A 15,597-nucleotide genomic window follows, 5' to 3' on the forward strand; every position below is an offset into this window, starting at 1 on the left:
ACCCCTCCTCAGTAACCCAATAAGACTCTCACAGAGCCTCTAAGCCGCCTTTTTAAAGGTGCTTTAAGTTGCCTGAGTGTATTTCCGCAGCGTGGTGATGGCATACACAAGATTGTTACCGGCCAGGTCGAGAAACCAGGTTGCGACCAGGGTCGTGGTCCGCCCGTCGTTGAGCACTTCACTTCTGATCCGGAATCGCGGCCCAGTCACCGGCTGCAGGTAATCTATCCGCATGTTCACCGTAGAGGACCAGGTAAAACCCGGTTTATCAGCAAACAGGGTTCGAACCGTATAGATCGCCGCCATGTCTACGTAGGTTCCGGTAAATCCGCCGAACAGCTGCCTGCGCGGATTGAGCAGCTGCTCAGGCAGGTGCACATCCAGCTCCAGCAGACCTGGCTCCTCGCGGAGTGTATTCCACTTGTAGGCTTCCACCAGGTCACCGGCACAGTGACCCGGTTTCATGAAGAGGGGCTTGTCGCGGTTATCGAGCTGCCTCTGCAGCGCTTCCTGCTCGGTCTGATCCATTTCTCTCAGGGTCTGTTCACACTAAGGAACCTCTGATTCACTGACAGGACTGGCCGCTATCGATTCACGCGGTGGCAGCTTACACAGCCACCGGCTACCCGCCCCGCCAGGTAATAACTTGGCGGGTTCATCAGGGCGGCAATGCGGGCACGCCCCACTTCCACGACGAAGTTGCTCATATGGTCTTCCAGGAAAGGATGATTGGACCCCCCTTCCCCCGCCCGCAGGTTGGCACCGATCCTTTCGATGTTACTCAGCACATCCAGCACTTCCCCCCGCTCGACCGGTTGCCCGGCTTCCGCCGGCACAAGGGCCATGTCCAGACGCTGCAGCTGATAACCCAGCTGCTCCATACTGCTGCGTAATTCTTCGCCAGATACATAATTGAAATCCGGCGGATAAGTCGCCTGTCGTATCAGCGCCGCGGTATCTGCGCAACCGCTTAACATCATCAATACAACGACGGAGACGAGGGTATTTCGCAACACGGTAGAGTTTCCTTTCTGGAGTTTTCCAAGAGCCTGGTTCAGTCCCGGCATAACCACACTAGTTAACCAGGTTAATGACCGGAAGACCTGGGGCAAAATCACGATGGCAACTATTGCAAACAGCTGAGATCTCGCCACCCACCTGCAGGAGTTCCTGTTCACGGCGGCTTTGCGCAGCATTCAACGCACGGCCGGCAGCACTCGTAAGCTGCTGAGCATAACCCACAAAAGCGGCATCGGATGTCCACTCACCATCAAGGGGACCGGTGCCGGGAAAGGGTAACAGCGTTCCGCCCAGCTCCAGTTGCCGCGCCATCTGTTCAATTTCAATCCACTCTTCTTCGGTAGTGGGACTTCCCCAGGAAACAGCAAACAGAGGATCGGCTGAGTGATTGATCAGTGACTCCATGACCGCACTGGTGCTGGTCGGCAGGGTGTCGGTCTGTGTTTGAACACCTCCCTCGGTGCCCTCATCGGAGCAGGCGACCAACGCCACCAACATACCCGACAACAAAATTCTTCGCGTACCCCATACTGCTGTGCTGAAAACCATTACCACACTCCTTGCGAGATTAACTCGCTGACCAGATACCAGACTCTTCATTCTGCGCTTCGACAGCTATAACAGGCAACGCCTGCCACCGCTTTGCTTGATACAGGTCAAGGAGGAACAGCAGCGGCCCGGCAGCGGCCAGGCCGTGTTTCACCGGTTATCCAGTAGCTGATAGATACGCCGCACCGCCCGCGGGTCCGCACCGGGCCCTCGCAGCTGGGGATAGTTAGCGCTGTGGTTGGTCAGATCTATCTGTTCAGCAGTCTGCTCGGCACTCAGCCCCTGGTCCTTGAGGCGCGCCACTTTGACCCACAGGTCTTCCAGGTAGGCCTGAAAATTATCGATGACCGCCCTGTCACTGAAGGGCTGCCCATGACCAGGCAACACCCAGTCGAACTTCAGTGTCTTCAGGGCTTCCAGGGTATCAGGCCATTCGTCCACGTGGGCATCACCCATATAGGACAGGCTTGGCAGCATCATGTCTCCGGTAAAGACAATCTGCTCCTGAGGCAGGTAGACCACAACGTCACCGCCGGTATGGGCCCGCCCGAGATGCAGCAACTGGATTTCACGGCTGCCCCGCTCAACTACCTGGAACAGAGTCATTTTTTCTTCCAGGGTGATGTTGGGCGGCGTCGGAGTTACCTCCGGGATGGCATTCATGTAGTCGCGCTGGACACTCGCCCGCTCTTCAAGCTGGGCACGGCGCGCCGGGTCCTGCTCGGCCGCAGCCTGACGCTCCAGATTGGCAACCGTGCTGGGTACGCCGTCTGAAAAGCTCCGGAAAGTGGATTCTTCGAGCACATTGCCCAGTTCGCCATTCAGTTTCTGGCGCGTAAAACTGTGGCCAATAATTTCCACTTCGCGGGGAAACGCCTGATTGCCGTGGGCGTGATCAAAGTGATAATGGCTGTTGACCAGATACCGGACCGGCTTGTCACTCAACACCGACAGTGAGTCAAGCAGGGAACGGGCTGCCGCGGGTGTGACATGGGAATCCACGACCAGGGTATCGAACTCCCCTACCAGGACCATGACATTGCTCATGACATGCACCCGGCCGGTCCCGACGCCATGCCAGACGCCCTCGGCCAGTTCGGTAAAGCGGTGTGTATCCGATTCAACCACCCTGCCAGTCTGGGAATGGGCACTGGCCGCAAAGCCTGCGGCGATGATCAGTAATGCCGAGACAGCTATAGATATTTTTATTAGAGATGAAGCATTTTTTCGTCGAGTCATGGCCCGATCTAATCCTCGCTGAGGTTGTTTTCAAGTAGCGCATCGTACCTAAATTATTGGCCCCAGAGAAGCTTTGCGGCGCCTGTCATCCGCTCAATCCATAACTTGTGGGAATCCGGCTGCCGCGGGGCTTCTGCAGCGGGCTGCAGTCCAGCCAGAAGTCCAACGGATAGTCTCAGGCCAGCCTGGTCACACCGCCACGGATGTCGAACGATACGCTGCGACGATGCGGGAGAAATTGGCGAAATTGACCAGCTGAGTCGTCAGCTCCCCCATCTCAACTTAAGAACTATTTGATAAAAGAATCTTATCTTATTGTTTTTTATGTTTTTATATTTTATGGCAAGCCTCTTGCTAAGATTCCTCACACAGACGCAGAAGTGACCAACGCCAAAAATTTTTGTAACCCGATTGAGACGGGAAGCGTCTAACCAGAAAGATTCTCAAAGGAGAAAGCACAATGCGGGATTTAAACCATAATGCCAGAATAAGCACGGCCACCCTGCTGGCCCTGCTGCTCGGAGCCTATCTTTTCGGAACCGATGCCAGCGCCGGGGAAGGCCTGCGCGATATCAGCAAAGTGAACGGCCGGGTCGAAGTGGCGCCAGGCAGTCTCGTCGCCGATGTCTCTACAGTCAATGGCCGCATCGCCATTGAACGGGGCGCCACAGCTCAACAGGTTAAAACCGTCAACGGGGGCATCGACATCGCCGACAACAGTGCCGTAGAACGGGTGAATACGGTGAATGGCAGCATCACCGTTGGCTCCGACGTCAACATTGGGGAGCGGGTTTCGACCGTCAATGGCAGGGTTCATGTGGGTAGAAACGGGAAGGTCCGCGGCCCGGTGACCAGCGTGAACGGCTCCATCAGTCTCAGCGAAGGCACTGAAGTGTCCGGTGAAACGCGGGCAACCAATGGTGATATCCGGCTGCGAAGCGCCCGGGTAGGCGGTGATATCGTCACCCAGAACGGCGACATCTCCCTGCAGGACGGCAGCCATGTGGCAGGTGATCTCATCGTGAAGAAACGCCGCAGCTGGTTGAATGGCTGGTTCGGCTCACACAACAAGCCGCTGATTCGTATCGATAGCAGCTCATCGGTGGCCGGGGACATTCACCTGTATCGGCGCGTCGACCTGGAAATTGCCGAAGGGGCGCAGGTTGGCGAGATTATTCGGCACTATTGAAGCAGGAGCGCCAAAGCGCAGCGCCCAGGCAGCCGACCAGTCCGGCCCCACCCGCACTGACCAGCCCCCTTCAATGCCACTGAGCACTGACTATTCGGTTCGCTGATAGTGTCCCATCAACAGGCCGGTTGCCAGTATGTGACCTTCCATTGCTGCCAGTAACTCATCCTTGTTGAGCCCTTCGGGCAGATCCAGATCAGCATCCAGCGCATAAACCCGGTAATGGTAGGCGTGCAGCAGACCATCTACCGGAGGCCTGGGACCAAAGTAACCAGGTCGCCTTACCCCGCTCACACCATTGGTCACACCCTCCAGCCCGGGCAGATCCGGCGAAGAATCAGCCGGCATTCCGGCCGGCAGCCCCGGGGCGGAAGCCGGGATATTGTAGACCACCCAGTGCACGAACGGCTGCGACATCGCCACTACCGGGTCATCGCAGATCAGCGCCAGCTCGACAGTACCTGCCGGCAGATTGGTCCAGCTGATATCTATCGACTGATTATCCCCGTAGGCTGTGTACGCCAGGGGCACCGTGCCATGGTTGTCGAATGCACTGCTGGCGACCCTGACCGTCTCGGGCGCGTCCGCGGCCCGCACCATACTGGCCAGCATCAGCAGGCCGGCCACTAGAATACCTGATGTCATTTTCATACTGTGGGATTCCTTCTCGTTATTGGTAACTGGCAAACTATAGTGCCTGCCCTCACTGATCAATACGGCTCAACTGCATCTGAGCGTCGAACGGCTAGTCCGCCTGGGCCGCACGCTCTCTCAATCTGTACTTCTGCACCTTGCCCGTTGAGGTTTTTTCGATCGGGCCAAAAACAACCTTCTTGGGAATTTTGAAGCCCGCCAGTTCGGCGCGACAATAAGCAACCAGCTCATCAACGCTCATCTGCTGGCCGTTTTTCAGCGTGACAAAGGCACAGGGCACCTCACCCCATTTCTCGTCCGGTGCTGCCACCACTGCCGCCTCCAGTATCTTAGGATGCTTGAATAACACCGATTCCAATTCCAGCGACGAGATGTTTTCGCCGCCGGAAATGATTATATCCTTGGAACGGTCCTTGATCTGCACATAGCCGTCCTGGTGCCACACGGCCAGATCACCGGAGTGAAACCAGCCACCGGCAAACGATTCCTCCGTGGTTGGTGGGTTTTTCAGATAACCTTTCATTACCAGATTTCCACGCATGAAAATTTCCCCCATGGTTGCGCCGTCTTTGGGGACTGGTTGTAAAGTTTCCGGATCGGCCACCATCAGCTCATCCTGCAGAGGCGCGCGCACACCCTGTCTGGCCAGCAGCTCAGCCCGGTCGGCTATGGACAGGTCGGCCCAGTTTTCCTGGGGCGCACACACCACACAAGGACCGTAAGTCTCGGTCAACCCGTAAACGTGGGATACGCTGAAGTTCATTTCTTCCATTCCGGCAATCACGGCCGCCGGTGGCGCCGCTCCTGCCGTCATGACCCCGACCTTGTGCTTAATCCCCTGCTTCAGCGATTCGTCCGCGTTGATCAGTGTATTCAGAACTACCGGTGCGCCACAAAAATGACTGACCTGATGGACCCGGATAGCCTCGAAAACAGCGTCGGCCCGCACATGGCGCAGACACACGCTGGTACCGTTCATCGCCGCCAGTGTCCAGGGGAAACACCAGCCGTTGCAATGGAACATGGGCAGGGTCCACAGGTAAATCGGATGGCTGGTCATATCCCAGCTCAAGGCGTTGGACACCGCGTTGAGGTAAGCGCCCCGATGATGGTAAACAACCCCCTTGGGATTGCCGGTTGTGCCGGACGTGTAGTTCAGAGAGCAGGCCTGCCACTCATCCTCGACCTGAAAGCAGGCATAGTCCGGGTCACCCTCCTCGAGAAATTCCTCATAGGTCATTTCACCCAGCAGCTCACCGCCCTCGTACGACGGGTCATCTATATCGATCACCAGTGGTTTGTCAGACAACAGCGCCAGGGCGGCCTTGATCGTTGCGCTGAATTCACGGTCGGTAAACACCACCCTGGCCTCAGCGTGCTCCAGAATAAACGCGATGGCTCTGGCATCGAGCCGCGTATTCAGGGCATTCAATACGGCACCGGGCATCAGTACGCCGAAATGCGCCTCAAACATTTCCGGCGTGTTGGCTGCCATGAAAGACACGGTGTCACCTTTACCAATCCCTCGCTTGCGCAGCGCCGATGCCAGCAGACAGCAACGCCGATAAGTCTCTGACCAGGTCTGGCGCCGAGCGCCGTTTATCAATGCAACCCGGTCCGGATACACGCTGGCGGCCCTTTCGATAAAGGAAAGCGGTGTCAGTGGAGCGAAATTGGCGGCATTGCGCTCCAGAGACTGCTCATAGATATTCGTGCTGCTCATGTCTCTCGCCTACAGTGTTGCTGGTTAAACCACGTTTGCCCAATGATGACACGCTTTAAAATTACCAGTCCAGAGAACCCGCAAGGGGTTGGCAACGGCCTCAGCTGCAGTCAGCAGCTACCGCAGCCCGTTGGCCAGCCGGTATGGGCAGGATTCCGCTCTGCTCCCGTCTGCGGGCCGGCATGGTAGCCGATCAGCCGGCGATCAGTACCAGTCTTGCCTTTATGGGTTAAACTACCGCCCCATGACTACCGAAATGTATAACACCGGATTCAAAAACCTGTTCGCGTCTTTCTCCCTGAGCGACAGCACCAGCACCGCCCGCCAGGCACTCTCCCTGCTGCTGTTGATCCGCGCTTCCGTGACCCTGCTGGGCGGGCTGGGATTACTGATCTACCGTTTCTATTCCGGCGGCAGTGTCCCGGCGACACCGATGGCGCTGGTGTTTATCGGCATCTTTTTTTCTGTCCTGCTGGGAATATGGCGGCTCTCCGCTGCCAGAGTGATCAGCAGCACCGAGCTGTTCACGCACCTGATGATCGATGTCTTCTTTCTGGTCCTGGTACTGCTTACTGTAGGCGGGGCCAGCAACCCGCTTATTTCCTACCTGCTGGTACTGCTGGCCGTTGGGGCAACCTTCCTTACCAGAACCCAGGCAAATCTGTTCGCCTTCGGGGGCATTCTGGTCTACACCACGTTTATCTGGCTGGACCTGCGCACCGACTCTGCTGAAAGCGACACCATGATGAGCTTTCAGATGCACCTGGTAGGCATGTGGGCAATCTTCGTTGTTTGCGCAATACTGATTTCGGTTTTTGTGACCCGCATGGCCAGCACCATCAGGGAAAGGGAACTGACCCTTGCCAAATCCAGGGAAAACGAAATGCGCAATGAACAACTGGTGGCGATCGGCACCCTCGCGGCCGGCACCGCCCATGCCCTGGGCACCCCTCTCTCGACCATGTCGGTCCTGCTTGCCGAAATGGATAAGCTGAGCGTGGAGGAAGTAGGCAGTGAAGAAGTCAAGGAGGACATTTCCCTGCTCCGGCAGCAGGTGCAACGCTGCAAGAATTCTCTAAAACAGCTGACCGACTACTACAACAAGGAATACGATAACACTGAAGACACCGTAGGCCTCGGTGATTTTGTTGAGAGCATCAAGGACTACATCACCAATATTCATCCGTCGGCAACCATTCGTTTCTCCATCTCTGAAGCCGACGCCGGGTCGCTGATGGCCAGGGATCCGAACATCAACCACGCCCTGATCAATATCATAGAAAACGGCATCAAGGCTGCCCGATCCGAAACCCAGGTAAGCTTTCGCGTCCTGCAGGATCCCGCCGATAGCGTCGAGATCTCAGTACAGGATGATGGACCCGGAGTCCCCAAGGAAGTGATGGAGCGCATGGGAGAGCCCTTCATTTCAACACGGGAAGACAGCATGGGATTGGGTATCTACCTGGCCAATGCCACACTGCAGAAAGCGGGCGGCAGCATCGAGATGTTCAACCGCAAAACCGGGGGTGCACAGACTGTTATTCACCTGCCACTCAGATCCTCTGCCATGAGCAGGACTGGAGATTGAACCATGGACAGTAACCTGCTTCTGGTCGAGGACGACCCGGTCTTTGCCCGCGTCATAAGCCGTGCGCTCGGCCTGCGGGGTTACGCCGTATCCCATGCCGAAACACTGGAGACAGCGCTCCAGCTGATTAACAATCATACGTTCCAATATGCCATCCTGGACCTGAACCTGGGCGGTCAGACATCACTTGAACTTATACCGGTATTAAATGAGGAAAACCCGGAGATTAAAACCCTGATTCTGACCGGTTATGCCAGCATTGCCACCGCCGTGGAAGCGATCAAGCTCGGTGCCACCAACTACCTGGCCAAACCGGCTGACACCGATGAAATACTTGCGGCGCTGCTGGAGAAGCCCGGCAAGGCAAACGTCAGCGAAGCCAACCAGGAACCCATGTCAGTGCGACGCCTGGAATGGGAGCATATCCAGAAAGTGCTGCAGGAAAACAATGGCAATATTTCGGAGACCGCGCGGCAGCTGAAAATGCATCGCCGCACCTTACAGCGAAAACTGCAGAAACGACCGGTCGCCAAGTAAAGCTCCGGCACTCCTGATCCAGCCCTTGTGATCCGCTGCTTCTGAAGAATGACCCAGGGAGCCTCAGCCCCGCTGCTTGCACAGCCCTTTGGCGATCGGGGCCCGTTGAGCCACAGCACGCGGTCTCGTCATCACCGCCGGGTCAAAGGGACCTGGTTGAGGTGGCGACCACCATCGACGATGAGCGTCTCGCCGGTAACCACACTGGGGCCTACGATAAAATGCAGAATAGCCTCGGCCACGGTTTCAGGGGTTGCATTGACACCCAGTGGCGCATTGTCCCGATTACTTTGCATCACGGCCTCATAGCGTGCATCGCCCATTCCCTTGCGCAGCCAGTCACCTTCGATAAACCCGGGGCATATGGCATTGACCCGCACTTTCGGTGCCAGCACCCTGGCCAGTGACAGGGTCATGGTGACCATCGCCCCCTTGGAGGCCGCATAGGCGATGCAACTGCCGATGCCGTTGATCGCAGCGGTTGAGGCTACATTGACGATACTGCCACCGGTGGCCTGCTCCTGCATGACCTCGTTGACAGCCCGGGTCATCTGGTAGGCGCCGACCACGTTGACGCCGTAAATACGCTGGAAGTCTTCCTCACTGAGTCCGTCAAGATTGCTGTGCTCAACAAACTTGGTGGTCCCTGCATTATTGACCAGCACGTCCACGCGCCCCCATTTGGCCAGCACCTGCTTTACCAGCGCCCGACAGTCCTCGTCGCGGGCCACGTTGGCCCCGGAAACAAGAGCCTCCACGCCGTGCTGTCGGCATTCCCCGGCCACCGCCTCAGCAGCATCCTTTTTGGTGCTGTAATTAATAACCACATGACACCCAAGCGAGGCGAGCAATCTGGCAGTTGCCGCCCCCACTCCGCTACTGGAACCCGTTACGATTGCTACCTGGTCAGTGAAATCTTTCATGCCAATCCCCGTTTCCCGCGAGTCTCTCATCCCAGCGTCAGGCGGTGCCGAAAACACTGATTTACCCGGCTGCCGCGAGCCAGACTGTAACAGAATTGTCAGACTAAACACATAGCATCAACAGGGTGTGCCGACAGGAATCAGGATGCCAAAGGAATTGCAATTCCCCGCTCTGGCGTTACAATACGTAACGTTTTTGAGGCTGCCAGCCGATAGCGCCTCCAGTCCAGGGAAGTCATCTGTCAACCCGCAGCGGCGGGTCAAGTCAATAACAGGGATACCAAGCATCAATCACGACAGCAGTCGGCCGACCGCATGCCACCAGGTAGCGTGTGACTCCGGGTGGATCGTGGTAGTGACTTTCGGCACAGTCCAACCGCCAGTCAACAAACTAGAATTGATCCTCGACTGCACGACCGTCGTAAGTTTGTCATTATTACAGAGGATCCAGGAGTTACACCTTGAATAAACAGCAATTGGTTGCCGTGGGCATAGTCGCACTGGTAGCACTATGGATGTTTTTCCCCCGCTCTTCCGACACCCTGGATACCGACGTGGCCGAGGCAGCGCAGATTACCATCAACGCAGTCGCCGATGATCAGCAGATTGGTACCAGCGACATCACTGGCTTTACGGTCCGGGCCGCCAGGCTTACCGCTCAGGATTACGTTGAGTACGTGCGGGTCCGGGGCCGGACCGAGGCATTTCGGCGGGTTGACATACGTGCCGAGCAGCCTGGCAGAGTAGTCGCCACACCCGTGGTCGAAGGCTCGCGGGTGACAACCGGTGATGTGCTGTGCGAGATAGCCGTGGATACCCGGGAAAGCGATCTGATGGAGGCCAGAAGCCGGCAGCAACAGACCAGGGTGGAGTACGACGCAACCCAGGATCTGCGTCGCCAGGGGCTGACCTCGGAAGTGTCATTGGTCCAGGCGAAAGCCGCCTATGACTCAGCCACTGCGGCTTTAGCCCGCGCCCAGTTGGCGCTGGACAATACCCGCATCAAGGCACCCTTCGACGGGATTGTTGAACGCCGGCCCGCGGAGGTCGGCGACCTGCTGGACCGGGGCGCCGTGTGCGCCTCCCTGCTGGATGACGACCCCATGCTGCTGGTCGGCATGGTCCCCGAGCAGCAGATTGGCAAGCTCAAGCCCGGCGCCCGGGTTGACGCAGAACTGTTGACTGGCGAAAAAGTCGCCGCGACGGTCACCTATCTGTCACGGAGCGCGGATTCGATGTCACGCAGCTACCGCATTGAAGCCACCGCCGAGCAACCGGACGGTATCCGCGATGGCATAACCGCTGAGATGTTCATCGCCGCAGCTACCACCCGCGCCCACCTCATTCCACCCTCCGCCCTGACCCTGGATGACAGCGGTATCGTCGGTGTCAAAACACTCGATGACGAGAACACGGTTACTTTCATGCCGGTCACCGTCGTCGGTGATGAAACCAGCCAGGTAAGTGCCGGCGTCTGGGTTACCGGTCTGCCCAATCAGGTTACCCTGATTACCCATGGGCAGGAAATCGTGTTCCCCGGACAGCAGGTCGAATCAGATTTCAGTTGGGCGCAAACCAGTCGCTAGTGCCTTGTAAGAGGAATAAACATCATGGGATATATTGACGCTGCCGTATCGCGAGCACGAACCACTATCAGCGTATTCGTTGTCATCATGCTGGCGGGCCTGGGCGCTTACCGGTCTATTCCGGTCGAACTGAATCCCGACGTGACAGTACCGATTATTGTCAGCACCATCATTCACGAGGGCATCTCCCCGGAAGATGCCGAAAGGCTGCTGGCCAAGCCGGCGGAAGTGGAACTGAAGACTATCGACGGAATTACCCAGGTGTCATCTTTTTCCAGCGAAGGTGCCGCCACCATTATTGCCGAGTTTGATGTCAGCTTCGACTCCAGCAATGCACTGATTGAAGTCAGGGAAGCAATCAACCGCGCCCAGGCCAAATTCCCCCAGAACACCGAGGAGCCAATAATTCAGGAAGTGGCCGCAGCCACTCTTCCGATTGTTCAGATAGCCATCGGGGGAAAGAATGTTCCAGAACGCGTTCTGTTGCAGGTGGCCCAGGATCTGCAGCGTGATATTGAAACTCTGCCTCAGGTGCTTTCTGCCGACATGGTGGGAAACCGGGAGGAATTACTGGAGGCCACCATTGATCCGGGGCAACTGGAAACCTACGGGATAACCAACAGTCAGATCGTCCAGGCAGTCACAACCAACAACCGGTTGATTCCCGCCGGGGCTGTCGATACCGGGCGCGGCAGTTTTTCGGTCAAGGTACCGGGTCTTATTGAAACGGCTGATGACCTGTATAACCTGCCGATTGCTTCCAACAGCATGGGTGTGCTGACTATCAGTGATGTGGCAGATGTGCGGCGCACTTTCAAGGATGCGACCCGCTTTTCTTACGCCAACGGTTTTCAGTCCATCTCTCTGAACATCAACAAGCGCAAGGGGGCCAACCTGATCGAAGCGATGGACGGCATCGAGGCCATCGTCGATCGACTGAAGCCGACCCTGCCACCCGCCGTGGAAATCGAATACCTGAACAATACCATCCCCCAGGTAATCGAGCAGAATATGGGGCTGCAGGGCAACATGGCCACCGCCATGATACTGGTCCTTATCGTGGTGATCGGATCCGTGGGCATCCGTTCCGGAATCCTGGTTACGCTGGCTGTGCCGTTTTCCTTCCTCTTTGCCTTCATCATCATTTCCGGCCTCGGGTTTACCTACAACTTCATGGTTATCTTCGGCCTGTTGCTGGGCCTGGGCATGCTCATCGACGGAGCGATCGTCATGGTAGAGTTTGCCGACCGGAAGATGGCCGAGGGATTGAACAGTATCGACGCGTACAGAGAAGCGGTTAAACGCATGTTCTGGCCGATTGTCGCATCCACCTCGACCACACTGGCGGCTTTCCTGCCACTGATGTTCTGGCCGGGTGTGTCAGGCGAATTCATGCGCTATCTGCCCATCACAGTATTCGCCGTGCTGGTGGGATCACTTCTTTACGCCCTGCTTTTTGCACCAACTCTCGGCGCTCTGCTGGGTAAATCCAAGGGAGCGGAGGATTCTGCGCGACGTCTCCGGGAGCTCGAGGAAGGCGATCCGGACAAGGTCGGTGGTATCACCGGTGTCTACGCAAGAGTGCTGCGGTCAGCCGTAAGAAGCCCGGTTCTGGTCTTCACAGGCTCTATTGTCGGACTGGTTGTTATCGTTATTGCTTACGGCATGTTTGGTCGGGGCGTGGAGTTCTTCACCAATGTGGAACCGAACATGACCCAGGTTCAGGTCTTTGCCCGGGGCAACTATTCACCGGCCGAGATCAGGGACATCATGCTGGATGTGGAAGACCGTATTGAAGCCATCGGCTACTACAAGAACATCGTCACTCAGTCAGGTGCCGGGCAGCAAATGGGTGGCGATCAACAGACCGCGCCGGATCTGGTCGGAACAATCTTCATTGAATTTATCGATCGTCGTGACCGTGATGTTAACGGTTTCGAACTGGAAAACCTTTATCGCGACGCCATTAACGGCCTGCCGGGACTGAAAGCCGAGGTGGCGACCATTGAGATGGGCCCACCGGTGGGCAAGGAGATACAGATTGAACTCAGCGGCGACGATCTCGACCTGCTGTTCGCCGAAGGCCGCCGGATTCGCGACTACATGACCAACAGCATGACCGGGCTGATCGACATCGACGACACGATGCCGGTGCCTGGCATTGAATGGGAGATCGAGGTAGACCGTGCGCGGGCCGCCATGATGGGCGCCAACATCGCTGAAATCGGCACCGCAATTCAGTTGATGACCAATGGTGTGATGATGGGTGAATATCGGCCCAACGACACCGAGGAGGAGGTGGATATCCGAATCCGCTACCCGGCCGAGTACCGTGGGCTGGAACAATTGGATACTATCCGCATCAGCACGGCAAACGGGCCGGTACCGGTTTCCAGCTTCATTACCCGCACGCCCCAGCCCAAGGTGGGTTCGATTCAGCGCGTCGACAGCAGCCGGGTCGTTTACGTACGCGCCAATCCAGCACCGGGTGTGCTGGCATCGAACAAGGTGGCGGAACTGCAGCGCTACCTGGACGAAAATCCGGTCGACCCCTCGCTGGTTTTTCTTTTCCGGGGCGCCAACGAGGAGCAGGAAGCTTCCGCAGCATTCCTTGGCCAGGCATTCACACTGGCTCTGGCCCTGATGGCCATCCTGCTGGTTACCCAGTTCAACAGCTACTACCAGGCCTTACTGATACTTTCCTCGGTTCTGATGTCCACCGCCGGTGTTCTACTTGGCCTGTTGATAACCGGTCAGGCGTTCAGCGTTATTCTGACCGGCGTGGGCGTGGTTGCACTGGCGGGAATCATCGTTAATAACAACATCGTGCTGATCGACACCTACAATTTTCTGCGCAAGAACAATCCTGAGTGGTCTCTGGTTGATGTCATCGTTCACACCGGGGTACAAAGGCTTCGCCCGGTATTCCTGACAACTTTTACTACCGGTTTCGGCCTGCTGCCCCTTGCGATGCACGTCTCAATCGACCTGATCGGTGCAGAGATTGAAGTGGGTGGGCCCATAACCTCCCAATGGGTCAGCCTGGCCAGCGCCATCGTCTTCGGGTTGTCATTCGGCACCCTGCTGACCTTGATCGTTACACCGGCCCTGCTGGCCTTGCCAGAGCGTCTCAGGCAGCTCGTGGGGCGACGTAAAAGCAATGTCCTGGCTCCCCAGGCAGGCCTGGCCGGCAGCTGAAGGAGTCGCGGCGGCCGCCATGAACAATCGTTCTATTGATGTGACAATTTGTAATCGGCGGCCAATCGCAATTTACCTATGGTAGTATTTTTTTACTTTCCAGATTGACTACCGTCAGGGAAAGGGCGGTCATCGGGAAAGAGTCGACAGCAAGGCTTGGGAGTTTTTCTTTGTTCCCCCCTTTTCATTAGCATTGAGCGGCTTTCAAGTTCTTGCTTCGGCGCCCGCCAATATTCCAATCGAAAAACAGGTTACTGCCCCGGCTGCCACTGTCATAAGCACCAGGCTCGCCGCGACCTGCTCGGCCACAGATGCTCCTTCCACCAGCCCAGCCCGCCAATCCGACAGAAACAGCTGCCCGGCCTTTTTCCGGCAGGTTTGAAATTCTCCCGATCAGGCTTTATCAGATTGGTAACCGGTTGGCACACCGTATTCCGGATTCAAACACAGGGGAGGAGAAAATCGGGTTACAGGAACTGGACGAACTGTCAGTCAGTATTGGCCAGGTAGCGATCACGTATGGTACGGCGCCGCTCGCTGGACAACTCCCGGTAGATATCGGAATTGAGATACAGGTAGCGCTCGCTACGCTCAATATTGCGCTTGAGGGAATCCAGCAGCGGGTCTTCGCCACTGAGAGTCATTTCGGCAGATTGCAGGCGCAGCTTCAGCAAGTCATGGGCCTTGCGCAGATGCTCCACACGATTACCGTTGAGATTGAAATTGGAAGCGTCAAAATGCCAGGCCACTATCTTTCGAAGCCCCTCCTCCAGGCGCGGATCCTCCAGGCCATAAAGCTTCTTGTAGACGTGCTCAAGGTAGGCAAAATGGTCATTGACCTCTTCCCAGCGCCCCATCTGCTGATCGACGTCTATCAACCGCTCAACGATGGCCAGCTGGGACTCATTGTAAAGGCCTTCGTTGATTCTCGAGATATGCAGCGCGCGTTTGTATGCCTCGCTGGCGGCCTGCAGCTGCCCGTCCTTCCTGAGACGGTAGCCGAGTCCTTTAAGCGCTTCCTTAAGTCGAATATCGTAGGGCCCGTAACGGACTTCGAGGTCTTCAAGCAAACTTATCTGCCTGGCGACAAGATCTTCATTACCGGGCCTGAAAACCGCCGGAGCAATCTCTCTGCTCACGAAGTCGGCTGCTACAGGAGAATCATCGGCAAACAGAAACACCGGTACTGCCAGCGTCAGACTGGCGAGTACTCCCCTCAGGGTAAACCCGTAATGTAAGCCTTTGCTTCCCATCTCAGCGTGCTCCTATGCCCGCTAAATATGGCTGAATAAGGCGCCATTGACAACTGAAATCAGAGTAAAAATTAACCGAATATGTCAGGATTATGACAGAACGATGACAACACTTATTTTTTTATCTTTAGTTATCAG

Annotated in this window: 13 protein-coding genes; 5 read left to right on the plus strand and 8 right to left on the minus strand. The window is 56.6% G+C overall.

Annotated features, from left to right (window positions below):
• Positions 1-63: 63 nt before the first annotated feature.
• From R3F50_20005 to R3F50_20020, 4 genes are all read right to left on the minus strand, one after another.
• A complete protein-coding gene (locus R3F50_20005) occupies positions 64-528 on the minus strand; it encodes a PaaI family thioesterase (protein MEZ5492572.1) in 465 nt (154 codons plus the stop codon).
• 56 nt (positions 529-584) lie between these two features.
• Entirely contained in the window at positions 585-1,016 is a 432-nt protein-coding gene (locus tag R3F50_20010; GenBank protein MEZ5492573.1) for a hypothetical protein, read from the minus strand.
• A gap of 58 nt (positions 1,017-1,074) precedes the next feature.
• Positions 1,075-1,569, minus strand: a complete 495-nt coding sequence (locus R3F50_20015; protein MEZ5492574.1) for a hypothetical protein — start codon at positions 1,567-1,569, stop codon at positions 1,075-1,077.
• 150 nt (positions 1,570-1,719) lie between these two features.
• A complete protein-coding gene (locus R3F50_20020) occupies positions 1,720-2,808 on the minus strand; it encodes an MBL fold metallo-hydrolase (protein ID MEZ5492575.1) in 1,089 nt (362 codons plus the stop codon).
• 460 nt (positions 2,809-3,268) lie between these two features.
• On the opposite strand from R3F50_20020, the gene R3F50_20025 reads away from it, so the two are divergent.
• Complete coding sequence (locus R3F50_20025) at positions 3,269-3,997, plus strand: hypothetical protein (GenBank protein MEZ5492576.1); 729 nt, start codon at positions 3,269-3,271, stop codon at positions 3,995-3,997.
• A gap of 90 nt (positions 3,998-4,087) precedes the next feature.
• Here R3F50_20025 and R3F50_20030 read toward each other — a convergent pair whose 3' ends face one another.
• Positions 4,088-4,648, minus strand: a complete 561-nt coding sequence (locus R3F50_20030; protein MEZ5492577.1) for a YbhB/YbcL family Raf kinase inhibitor-like protein — start codon at positions 4,646-4,648, stop codon at positions 4,088-4,090.
• 94 nt (positions 4,649-4,742) lie between these two features.
• The gene (locus tag R3F50_20035) at positions 4,743-6,374 is read right to left on the minus strand and encodes an acyl-CoA synthetase (GenBank protein MEZ5492578.1); all 1,632 of its coding nucleotides are present in this window, start codon (positions 6,372-6,374) and stop codon (positions 4,743-4,745) included.
• Between the two features lie 244 nt (positions 6,375-6,618).
• On the opposite strand from R3F50_20035, the gene R3F50_20040 reads away from it, so the two are divergent.
• Together R3F50_20040 and R3F50_20045 are read left to right on the plus strand one after the other, a co-directional pair.
• Entirely contained in the window at positions 6,619-7,962 is a 1,344-nt protein-coding gene (locus R3F50_20040; GenBank protein MEZ5492579.1) for an ATP-binding protein, read from the plus strand.
• A 3-nt stretch (positions 7,963-7,965) separates the two neighbouring features.
• Positions 7,966-8,499, plus strand: a complete 534-nt coding sequence (locus R3F50_20045) for a response regulator transcription factor (protein MEZ5492580.1) — start codon at positions 7,966-7,968, stop codon at positions 8,497-8,499.
• A 131-nt stretch (positions 8,500-8,630) separates the two neighbouring features.
• Here the strand turns inward: R3F50_20045 and R3F50_20050 are convergent, their stop codons facing one another.
• Complete coding sequence (locus R3F50_20050) at positions 8,631-9,422, minus strand: SDR family oxidoreductase (GenBank protein MEZ5492581.1); 792 nt, start codon at positions 9,420-9,422, stop codon at positions 8,631-8,633.
• Between the two features lie 461 nt (positions 9,423-9,883).
• Between R3F50_20050 and R3F50_20055 the strand changes: the two genes are divergently transcribed.
• Together R3F50_20055 and R3F50_20060 are read left to right on the plus strand one after the other, a co-directional pair.
• Positions 9,884-11,008 (plus strand): efflux RND transporter periplasmic adaptor subunit, encoded by a 1,125-nt coding sequence (locus tag R3F50_20055; protein MEZ5492582.1) that lies wholly within the window; start codon positions 9,884-9,886, stop codon positions 11,006-11,008.
• Between the two features lie 24 nt (positions 11,009-11,032).
• Positions 11,033-14,206 carry an efflux RND transporter permease subunit gene (locus R3F50_20060; GenBank protein MEZ5492583.1) on the plus strand — a complete coding sequence of 1,058 codons (3,174 nt, stop codon included), beginning with the start codon at positions 11,033-11,035 and terminating at the stop codon, positions 14,204-14,206.
• Between the two features lie 488 nt (positions 14,207-14,694).
• Here R3F50_20060 and R3F50_20065 read toward each other — a convergent pair whose 3' ends face one another.
• Positions 14,695-15,459, minus strand: a complete 765-nt coding sequence (locus R3F50_20065) for a hypothetical protein (GenBank protein MEZ5492584.1) — start codon at positions 15,457-15,459, stop codon at positions 14,695-14,697.
• Positions 15,460-15,597: the final 138 nt, after the last annotated feature.

Source organism: Gammaproteobacteria bacterium, assembly GCA_041395725.1.
Taxonomy (GTDB): domain Bacteria; phylum Pseudomonadota; class Gammaproteobacteria; order Pseudomonadales; family Pseudohongiellaceae; genus NORP240.

What these genes read in the sequence shown, in the direction of transcription:
- R3F50_20005 (MEZ5492572.1), bottom strand. Translation starts at nt 528, where the DNA reads ATGGATCAGACCGAGCAGGAAGCGCTGCAGAGGCAGCTCGATAACCGC.
- R3F50_20015 (MEZ5492574.1), bottom strand. Translation starts at nt 1,569, where the DNA reads ATGGTTTTCAGCACAGCAGTATGGGGTACGCGAAGAATTTTGTTGTCG.
- R3F50_20020 (MEZ5492575.1), bottom strand. Translation starts at nt 2,808, where the DNA reads ATGACTCGACGAAAAAATGCTTCATCTCTAATAAAAATATCTATAGCT.
- R3F50_20025 (MEZ5492576.1), top strand. Translation starts at nt 3,269, where the DNA reads ATGCGGGATTTAAACCATAATGCCAGAATAAGCACGGCCACCCTGCTG.
- R3F50_20030 (MEZ5492577.1), bottom strand. Translation starts at nt 4,648, where the DNA reads ATGAAAATGACATCAGGTATTCTAGTGGCCGGCCTGCTGATGCTGGCC.
- R3F50_20035 (MEZ5492578.1), bottom strand. Translation starts at nt 6,374, where the DNA reads ATGAGCAGCACGAATATCTATGAGCAGTCTCTGGAGCGCAATGCCGCC.
- R3F50_20040 (MEZ5492579.1), top strand. Translation starts at nt 6,619, where the DNA reads ATGACTACCGAAATGTATAACACCGGATTCAAAAACCTGTTCGCGTCT.
- R3F50_20045 (MEZ5492580.1), top strand. Translation starts at nt 7,966, where the DNA reads ATGGACAGTAACCTGCTTCTGGTCGAGGACGACCCGGTCTTTGCCCGC.
- R3F50_20050 (MEZ5492581.1), bottom strand. Translation starts at nt 9,422, where the DNA reads ATGAAAGATTTCACTGACCAGGTAGCAATCGTAACGGGTTCCAGTAGC.
- R3F50_20060 (MEZ5492583.1), top strand. Translation starts at nt 11,033, where the DNA reads ATGGGATATATTGACGCTGCCGTATCGCGAGCACGAACCACTATCAGC.
- R3F50_20065 (MEZ5492584.1), bottom strand. Translation starts at nt 15,459, where the DNA reads ATGGGAAGCAAAGGCTTACATTACGGGTTTACCCTGAGGGGAGTACTC.